The sequence below is a fragment of the Aquimarina rhodophyticola genome (genome assembly GCF_042434915.1).
In the GTDB taxonomy this organism is placed as follows: domain Bacteria; phylum Bacteroidota; class Bacteroidia; order Flavobacteriales; family Flavobacteriaceae; genus Aquimarina.
In genome coordinates this window covers 3,622,504-3,633,623 of sequence record NZ_CP170198.1, presented here as the reverse complement: position 1 = coordinate 3,633,623, position 11,120 = coordinate 3,622,504, and the positions used below count along the sequence as shown (strand labels likewise).

The following is an 11,120-nucleotide window of genomic DNA, read 5'->3' as shown; positions in this document are numbered from 1 at the left end:
AGCTTATATTTTTAGTATTTTTGTTTCTTTTCTAGTTTGTTTTTTTCTCAATAGTACAGCTATATCAATCTCTTCTGATAATAATTTTACTGTTGACTTTGCAAAGAAATCTTTGAGGGAAATTTGAACGCCATATTGTTTTTGAATCCTTTTTAATAGGGTCATAGCTTTTAGTGAATTACCTCCTAATTCAAAGAAACTATCCTCAACACCTATTCTCTCGAACCCCAAAAGAGTTTGCCATGAACCACAGAGTTCAGTTTCAAGTGAAGTTTCAGGAGCTACATAATTATATTGTAACTCATCATCAATTTTTGACATGCCATTTTCATCCTCATCATCAAAATCAGACCATTCCTTTTCTTTGTTTCCTATGTTTTCTATGTTCTCGAAAGAGACTACCGTCTCATCAAGTTTATTATTTACAGATAATTCAAACAACTCTGAAATAATTGTCGAAGAATCAGATTCTTTATGTACGTCATCAAAAGCTACAGAAATCCAATAATCCAGTTTATCTGAATTCATTTCATAAAGTAAATTGGCATAAGTGTCAAAATAAATATTCTCATTTAAACGATTTACCTCTGAGGATAATCTTGTAGGAATCCATATAAAGTCAAGGACTTTGTTTTTAAATAATTCATATAAATTTTGGACCGGACGTATTTTTCTTATCTGCAGATCAATTAAATTATTTAAATCAGATAAATCTGAAATTTCATTTTCTTTACTCAGATAAATAATACCTGAAACTTCTCCGAAATTTTCTTCTATTGAACTTACCAATTCCTTAGTTTCTTCTGATTCACTGGGGTCTAAAGTATAATACTGTATGTTTTTTTGATTATTTTTTAGTTTATCAAATTTTATTTTAGTCTCTTCCGCTATTGCTTCCTCTTTAAAGTGATCTGTCACAATAATATTTGCTTGGTAGGTGTTACTCAAATATTCCAAAAGCCCAATCCCTTTCTTCCCTAAGCCGTTAATAATCAAATAATTTTTATTGTCTCCTAATCTTTTCAGATTTCCATCGGTAGCTATCGAAACTCTCTCATAAAATGAAAGCCATCTTTTTTCATTCCTATAAGCAATATCACAATCACAATAATTGTACAGGATATCATTCACTATACTGTCATCTCTTTTTTCTGAAATTATATAGGTATCTACGTCCAAACTACAAACATGTGCATTGGAGTTATTCTTTATAACTACTCTCATGGTTTTTTCGGCTAAGTGAAATGAAATATTTGGTTGTTCACTGCCTAACACATTTTTTCCTAAACTTCCTAAAAATGTTGCTTTTTTAAAACTTATTGACTGGTTTACAATTAGTGCTTGACTCAAATGCATTACAGGAATACATAATTTAAAAACATCTTCATTATCATAAAAATCCCAAGCATAAATAACTTGAGATATTTCTACATTTTCATCATCTAAAGCCGCGAATAATCTCTCGTATTGATTCTTGTCAAAAGGATTAATTGTAAACACATTTTGTGATTCCCTATATTCATCTCCTTTGTATACTTTTATAAGTTTAATTTTCTCATCTAGAACTTCCAACAACCTATTAATCAAAGGGGTTTCTTCTACAAATACCATAAAGTATTTTAAATCATCTTTAAATTCTTCTTTGGATTGAAGTAAAGTCTTTTTCCAGTTCTTTATATGAAATGAAGTTGCCAGATTTGCCGATCTATTGTTAACAAACCCACTATCACTAGTTATTTGTTTGAATGGGTTGACTTTTACCCTTATTTTAGTTTTGTCAAAAGCATATCCAGGAATTGAAATTTTATTAAGACTCTTCTTATCATTAAACTTACCCCAATCTATTTCAACTCCTTTTTGCCATAACTTACCTATTACTTTTAGATAGTATTCATGATCATCGTGTTGTTCCTTAGGGTGTCTAAGTATATTGATTCCATAATTGTCTTTTTGAAAAAATTTATTTTGTTTTAAGAAAGATGTTAAAATCCCTCCAGAGCCAATTTCTATATAATTTGCAGTTACCTTATTCAATATCCAACTAATTCCTTTTAGAAAGTTTACTGTATGCCTTAGGTGTTTCACCCAATACTCTGAAGAAGTAACCTCATTAGCTTTTACTTCTTCTCCACTTAAATTAGATATAAAAGGAATTTTTGGAGGAGATAATTTAATCGTATCTATCACAGCTCTATATTCATCAAGAATCTCATCTAACAAGGTAGAATGTGCTGCTATCGAAATTTTCAATTCTGTATAATTAATTGATTCTTTTTCTAATATTTTTATAAATTCTTGTATATCATTTTTTGCTCCCGAAATCACACAAGAATCCTCCATATTTATAGTTGCTATAGATAACCTCTCTGTAAGATAAGGTTTTACCTGATTTTCAGATATCTCAATACCAACCATTGCTCCTTCTGGTAATTTAGCTGTTAACTCTCCTCTTTTGATAACAATTTTCAAAGCATCTTCGAATGTAAATACCTCACTAATACAAGCTGCTATATATTCTCCTAAACTATGCCCTATCATATAATCTGGCTGAATACCCAAGCTCATCAACAAGCGTGCTAAGGCATACTCAACTATAAAAAGAATAGGCAACATGTTTTCTATATCATTCACACTTTCTGAAACATCTTCTTTTTCTAAATAGCCAAGTACATATCTGATATCTTTTTGGGTATATTTCATTATCAACTCAAATCCGTGATCCATTATCTCCTTGAAGATAGGTTCTTTTAGATATAATTGATATGCCATCCTATAATACTGGCTTCCTCCACCAGAAAACATAAAAACAGTTTTCTTTTTTTTATAAAAATTGTGGAAACTTGGTCGATCTATCATTGTTTCCAATTTATCGATTGCTTCCTCTTTGGTATTGACTACCAAAAAACATCTATGATTAAAATGCTTTCTTCCTAATTGTAAGGTGTTTGTAAGGTTTTGTAAGCATACAGTATCTTTATTTCTAATATAATTACAAAGCTTTTTTATGTTATTAGATAGTGCTGTATTAGTTTTTGCAGATACCAATAATAAATTTGCTTCTTTTTCCCTTTTTGATATTGAGTCATTTATAGGAAACTCTTCTAAAATAATATGTGCATTTGTTCCTCCTATTCCAAAACTACTTACTCCTGCTCTAAATAATTCTCCTTCTTTATTATTTATTTTTTTTAGTTTAGTATTGACATAAAAGGGGCCAGATTGAAAATCTATATCGGGATTAGGGTTATGGTAGTTTATCGATGGCGGTAACATTTTGTTTTTCAATGCCATTGCTGTTTTTATTACACCAACAATTCCTGCTACAGCATCTAAATGTCCTAAATTAGATTTAACAGAACCTATAGCACAACGATGCTTTGTGTTATAATTAAATGCTTTATTTAAGGCTTCAATCTCTACTGGGTCCCCTAATTTTGTTCCGGTCCCATGGGCTTCAACGTAACCGATATCTTCTGGCTGAAGACCGGCTATTCTTTGTGCTAATTTTATGCATTCGGCTTGACCAATAATACTAGGTGCGGTATATCCTACTTTTCTATTTCCATCGTTATTTACCGCCGTAGCTTTAATTACAGCATAAATATGATCATTATTCTCTATAGCATCTCCAAGTCTTTTTAAGGCTAAAACTCCGACTCCTTCTCCGAAAAAAGTTCCTGTCGACTCTTTATCAAATGTTCTACAATGCCCATCTTCTGAGAATACCATGCCTTCATCATACATATACCCCAAACCTTTAGTTGTAAGAATACTAGAAGCTCCAGCTAGGGCTATTGAGCATTCCTTCATTAACAAACTTCTACATGCTAAATGAATTGATGTCAAAGAACTTGAACAAGCGGTATCAAGATATAAACTAGGTCCTTTTAGGTTTAGGTTATACGAAATCAAAGTACTTATGAATGATTTATTAGCTAATCTTGTAGCCATAAAATCACTAACTTCCTCATTCGGATTCATAAGTGTATGTGCTCTCCAATTAATATTATCCGAAGCCGCTAAGTACAATCCTATTTTATCAACATAATTTTCGGGGTTACAACCTGCATCTTCAAGAGCTAACCATACATACTCATGCATAAGCCTAATTTGAGGATCCATAATTTCAGCTTCTGCTTTGGTGTATCCAAAAAAATTATAATCAAAATTTTCGGGATTATTTATCAATGAGTTTGCAAAAACATAGTTTGGATTTTTTATTAGCTCGTCTGCAATTCCTAATTCTTGAAGTTCCTTAGGATCATAAAATCTGACCAATTCTTGCCCCTTAATCAAATGCTCCCAGAAAGTTTCAATGTCTTCGGATTGAGCAAATTTTCCAGACATACCAACAATGGCTATATCTTTTATTGAGTTTGTTTTTTTCATTAATTATTTGATATAATAATACACCCAGCTTATTTTCCTCATTATTAAGAAAACAGCCCTTTTGCTTATAATTCTAGTACTATAAAAATTAATTGTGAAGTGATTACCCTTCCATCAGGTCAATTATACTATCCATATCATCCGAAATAAAAAGATCTTCTTCTTTATCTCCCTCATCTACTCCTTCTCCATTTAAAACATTAATCGCGAAGTCATTAATTGTCGCATATTGAAACATCATCATTGGTTTTATTTCCGTTTCAAATTCTTGATTAATTTTACTTAATATTTTAATTAGCTTAATAGAATTAGCTCCTAGATCGAAGAAATTATCATGTGTCCCTATTTCATCTTTATCCCGGTTAAGTTCCTCTGCAAAGATTTCAGTTAGTTTTTCTTCCAATTCATTTTCAGGAGCTGTAAAAATGATACCACTTTTCAAAACATCGAAATCTGACTGGAGTAATTCTTTCGTATTTATTTTTCCATTTGATGTTAATGGTAATTTTTGTAATTGTATATATTGAGAGGGAATCTCATAATCAGAGAGTGTTCCTGACAAAAACAAACGTAATTCAGTAGAGTTTTGAGTTGTATCTGAAACGATATAGGCCACCAGATCAGAATTAGAATCTTCTTTCTTGTTAACTATTACAATAGCATCTTTTATATCAGATTTTTCTAATAATTTAGAAGTAATAGCACCTAATTCTATTCGATTACCTCGTATTTTGACCTGAATGTCTTTTCTTCCTAGATATTTGATAGTCCCGTCTGGTTCCCAAACAGCTATATCTCCTGTTTTATACACACGTTCTCCTGTAATAAATGGATCTGCAATAAATTTTTGCTTGGTTAATTCTTCCAAATTCAAATACCCTTTGGCAACTTGTACTCCTGAAATCAATAGTTCTCCAGGAATACCTACTGGTTGTAGATTAAGGTTCTCGTCAACTATATAAATTCTTGTATTCGCAACTGGTTTACCTATACTCACACCTTTTGATATATCCAAATCAGTAACATCTATTGCGGTAACATCTATAGCTGCTTCTGTTGGACCATAAAAATTATGAACTCGAGTAGCAGTAAATAGTGATTTTGATTGATTAATCATTTGAGCTGGTAGCTCTTCGCCACTACAAACAATATGCTTAATACGTGAAACACCTTTGTTTTTATAAAACTGTAGAAAAACACCAAACATCGATGGAACAAAATGAATAATATTAACCTTTTCGGTATCTATAACCTCTTTCAAATATTCTGGGTCTTTATGCCCTTCTGGTTCTGCTATAACTAATCTACTACCTGTAATCATCGGTAATAAAAATTCCCATACAGAAACATCAAATGTATATGGTGTCTTTTGTAAAAAAATATCATCTTTTGATACTCCTAAATATTCTTTCATCCAGACCAACCGATTGAATAACCCTGAATGTTGATTTAATACTCCTTTTGGTACCCCCGTAGATCCCGAAGTATAAATACAATATGCCAAATCACTAGGTTTTGAATCTAATAGCAAACTCTTACTAGAATATGTATGCTGTACCTTAAAAAAATTTGAGATCTCCTCTTCATTTATCAACATCTTCATATTTGTATCATCAACGATATATCTTACACGCTCTAATGGATAATCAACTCCTATTGGGACATAGGCGGCACCAGATTTTAAAATAGAAATAATCGATAACAACATCCGTTCACTTCTTTCCAATTGTATGCCTATAAAATCATTTGCTACTACATTACAAACAGTTTTTAGATAAGCTGCAAACTGATTTGACAATTCTTCTAATTCTATATAACTATAAGAACTATCTTTATACTTTACTGCTATATTATTAGGAATCTCTTTGACCTGCTTAGAAAACAAATCCAATATTGTATTTTTTTCTGGATACGCTTCTCTTGTCTGATTAAAACCTTCTAATACAAGTTGTTTTTCCTCTTCATTTATCATGTTTATCTTACTTACATCCTCTAGAGGCTTTCCTACTAAGGATTGGAATAATTGTTCGAAATGATTAGACATTCTTTTTATGGTCGAAACATTAAAAACACTCGTGTTATACTCCCAACTTAAAAATAAACCATCATCATTTTTGTCAATAGTTAAAGATAAATCGTACATCGCAAATGGTTTAGATTGCTCTATTTGACTTAAGGATAATTCTGGTAATTCTATTTTGGTTTTTTCATTATTCTGAAAAACAAACATGATTTGAAAAAGGGAGCTATAACTTGGGTTTCGTTCAGGTTGAAGTGAAGATACCAGCATATCAAATGGCATTTGTTGATTTGAGTATGCATCAAATAACATTTGTTTACTTTGATTAATCAATTGAACAAAATTAATATTCGAAGACAATTGATTTCGTAAAACCAACATATTTACAAAAAAACCAATAAGGTTTGCTACCTCTAATTGTTCTCGATTCGCAATGGGTGTTCCTAATACAATATCTCTTTCATTACTATAACGACTTAACAAGACAGTAAAAACAGAATATAACCCTGCAAATAATGTAGTACCGTGTTTATCACATATCTTTTTTAATCTATTTAAGGTTTCTACATTAATCTTTGAATATATTGTTTTCCCTTCAAAGGTTTGTACTTTAGGTCTTATATAATCAAGAGGTAAACTGTGTATTGTTGGCAAATCAGATAATTGATTTGTCCAGTAATCTTTTAACTTTTTTAACGTTTCTCCACTTAACTGTTCCTGTTGCCAAAGTGCATAGTCTGAGTATTGAATCTCTAACTCTGGTAGTATACTCTTTTCTAATTTGTAAAAAGATGTGTAAAGAGCACTAAATTCTTTTATTAATATGCCAATTGACCAACCGTCAGTAGCTATATGATGCATGGTCACTAAAACTACAAAAATTGTATCTTTAATTTGAATGAGTTTTACTCGAAGTAAAATATCATTTTTTAAATCAAAAGCTAATTTCGACTCTTCCTCCTGAATTTGTTTAATTTTGTTATCCTGTTCTTCTTTGCTAAGACTACGTAGGTCTACTTGCCATATTTGTAAAGGTTCTACAGCTTGTATTACTTGATATACTTCTCCATTTTGGTCTAATTCGTATGTAGTTCTTAATATTTCATGACGTTCAACAATAGTATCAAATGCTTTTTTAAATATCTCAATATTTAGTTTTCCTTCAAGAAGTAATGCATTTGAAATATTATAATGAGCACTTCCTTCTATTTGATCCAAAACCCACAATCGTTGTTGTGCATATGAAAGTCGTTTCGGAAACACATCCATTTGGCGTTTTATTATCGGTAACCTCCTTAACTTTGATTTTTTGGTATTCTCAATGATTTGTTTGATTTCTTCTTTATATGTTTTGAGCTGATGAAGTAAATCTTCATCAATACCATTTTCTGGCAATTGACATAAAAGTTTTCCCTTTTTAACAGAAAGTTTTACATTACTATCTATAAGACTCTTAAATAACCTCTCTACATTCATAACTCAATATAATCATCATTTTCTATCTCAATACTTTCAACTAATTCAAGGATTTCCTTTTTTGATTTAACCAAACCTGCAAGTTCTTTTATCGTTAAGCATTCTGATAATTCTCTAAATGATAATTCAATTTCAAACTCATCAGACAACTGGGTCATTAATTTGGTAGCCAACAAAGAATTACCTCCAACCTCAAAATAATTATCTAAAATACCTACCGGATGATACCCCAGAACGCTACCCCAATGCTCTGCAATGCTTTTCTCGATATCTGTTATTGGTTCGACAAAAACATTACCAACATTTCTTTTGTTATTGAATTCTATACCATTTGTTAATGAATTTTCTTCTTTGTTTAATGAAGTATCATCATATAATACTTCGATTACATTATATAAATTTTCATCTTTGAGTCTACAAAGTTTTTTAACATCATTTATATATTGTTTGTGCAAGTCACTTAAGTTGTTTAATAACTCATCCGAAATTTCATTTTTGTTATTGATTTCAATTTCAATAGAAGATCTTAATCTGTCACTTAAGTATTTATCATTTGTATGATGGTAAGATTCTTTTATTTCTCTAAAATCATTATAATTAATATTGATTTTAGGTTTCCAAAAACTGTTTTTGGAAAAAGCATAACCTGGTAAGGAAATTCTTTTTCCTTCATGTGTTTCGGGTAAATCAAATACTAATCCTTTTGCACAAAGGAGTGCCTTTCCTTCATGAAAATTATGTAAAGAATTATTTTTGATTGATGCTTTTGGAAGCAAATTAACTGTACTTACTTGTTGATTAAAGATTGTTTTGATAAAGGAAGACAATCCATTACCTGGACCAACCTCGATGAAAGTTGGATTTGAAAAATAATCAGTGATATGCTCAACTGCATCTACAAATTTTACGGGATGTATTATCTGATCTAACCAATATTGCTTTGAACAGAATAATTGCGGTTCTATCAAATTCCCTGTACATGTTGAAAACACCTTAGTGTTAAAATGTTTAAACTCGACCTCTGATAAGATTTTTTCATAATCATCCAGTACATCACTCATCATTTGGGTATGATATGCATGTGATACTTTTAATGCTCTATATTTGATATTATTAATATCAAATAGCATACTTTGTTGTCGAATATCTTCTTCTGTACCACCAATAACAAAATTATCATGAGTATTAAATACGCTAATAGCTATTGTATCTAATAATAAGGGATTAAGTTCACTTTGTGTCAACTGAACTAAAAGCATAGCTCCTTTTGGCATCACACCCATTAGTCTTCCTCGATGATACACTAGTTTTAAAGCATCTTCTAATGCAATACAACCGACAATACAGGCTGCTACATATTCTCCTACACTATGACCAATAATTGCTTTTGGTGTAACTCCAGATCTTAATAATTCTTTAGCAAGACAATATTCAATGATAAATAATGATACTTGTGTATTTTCTGTTTTATTTAATACTTCACTATCATCAGAGAAAACTATTTTTTTAAAATCAATATGATATAATGATTTCAAGTATTCAAAGCAATAATCCATATCGTTTCTAACGGCTTCATTATTATGATATAAATCAATCGCCATATTAGGATATTGACTCCCCTGGCCAGGAAACAGAAATACTCCTTCGGATATATTTCCATATCCTTCGTAACATTTTTCATTTTGATTGCCAACCAATTGAGCTATCAATTCCTCCTTATTGTTACATACTACACTGAACTGATAAGGCATTACCTTTCTTCCATATATACTTGTAAATTCAATATCCTCAAGCAATATATCTTGATTTGCACGAATATGCTCAGCCAGTTGTTTTTTCTGTATATGCAGGCTTTTTTGATTTAGTGCAGATAAAGCTATCACAAACGGTCGCTTACATGGTTCTTGTTTGACTATTTGTGGAGGCTCCTCTACAATTATATGCACGTTCGTTCCTCCTACTCCTAAAGAACTCACTCCTGCTCTACGAATATCAAAATGGTCTGACCAAGGAATATGGTTTTGACTTACATAAAAAGGAGAAGAATCTAATTGTAGTGTAGGGTTTGGTTTTGAAAAATTAATACTAGGTACAAGAGCACCTTTATTAACACATAAAGTTGCTTTAATAATTGAGGCTATTCCTGCTGCAGCATCCAAGTGTCCTATATTACTTTTTACCGAGCCTATAGCGCAATATTGATCCTTTTTAGTGTATTGACGAAATGCTTCTGAAAGAGCTGAAACCTCTATAGGGTCACCAATTAAAGTCCCTGTTCCGTGAGCTTCTATCATACCTATTGTCTCTGGGTTAATGTCTGCAACCGCAAGAGCTTCCAGAATAACGTCTCGCTGAAGATTTACACTTGGAGTTGTGTATCCCTGTTTATTTCCTCCATCATTATTAGTTGCTGTACCTTTAATTAATGCATAAATGTTGTCTTTGTCTTTTATGGCATCTGATGCTCTTTTTAGTACAATACTCCCCACTCCATCACCAGTAACTGTACCACTTGCTTCACTATCAAAAGGACGACAGGCACCATCTTTTGAATATATTGATTCTGGTACATGCATATAACCTATACCTTGATCTGAGTCAAAACACACCCCTCCAGCTAAAGCCATATCACATTCATAATTCAATAGACTTTGGCACGCCAAATGAACAGCTAGTAATGAAGTTGAACAAGCGGTTTGAAGACTCATTGCTGGACCCGTTAAATTAAGTTTATAAGATATCCATGTTGCTAAAAAATCTTTTTCATTTAAAATTCTATATAGTAAAGGATCTGTTACTTCTTTTTTAGAATTTGTGTTTAAGGTTCGTAACAAATAAGAGTTTGTTGACATTCCACAAAAATTCCCAATAGATAAATCAAGACGGCTGGTATCATATCCTGCATCTTCAATTGCATGCCAACTTGTTTGCAATAACAACCGAATTTGAGGATCCATAAGTAGCGCTTCTGCATTTGATAATCCAAAGAAATCTGCATCAAAATATTTTGCATCATCAAGTCTTGAACTTGCATTTACAAAACGTTTATGATTCAAAATATCTCTAGAAATTCCAGAAGCAAGGATATTCTCTTCATCGGCTTTGCAAATACTGCTTATTCCATTAATAAGATTTTGCCAATACTCATCTATATTATTTGCTTTAGGGAAACGACCAGCCATTCCTATTATAGCAATATCATTTTCAGAAACTTGTTTCATTTTTTCCAGATTAT

3 protein-coding genes are annotated in these 11,120 nt (G+C 31.4%); all 3 read right to left on the bottom strand.

What is annotated here, in order from left to right; genetic code table 11:
- Positions 1 to 3: 3 nt before the first annotated feature.
- Positions 4 to 4,389 carry a beta-ketoacyl synthase N-terminal-like domain-containing protein gene (locus tag ACE939_RS15705; RefSeq protein ID WP_378186681.1) on the bottom strand — a complete coding sequence of 1,462 codons (4,386 nt, stop codon included), beginning with the start codon at positions 4,387 to 4,389 and terminating at the stop codon, positions 4 to 6.
- A gap of 103 nt (positions 4,390 to 4,492) precedes the next feature.
- Complete coding sequence (locus ACE939_RS15700; RefSeq protein WP_378186680.1) at positions 4,493 to 7,885, bottom strand: amino acid adenylation domain-containing protein; 3,393 nt, start codon at positions 7,883 to 7,885, stop codon at positions 4,493 to 4,495.
- Positions 7,882 to 11,106 (bottom strand): beta-ketoacyl synthase N-terminal-like domain-containing protein, encoded by a 3,225-nt coding sequence (locus ACE939_RS15695; protein WP_378186679.1) that lies wholly within the window; start codon positions 11,104 to 11,106, stop codon positions 7,882 to 7,884. Before ACE939_RS15695 ends, ACE939_RS15700 begins: the two co-directional genes overlap by 4 nt.
- Between the last annotated feature and the right edge of the window lie 14 nt (positions 11,107 to 11,120).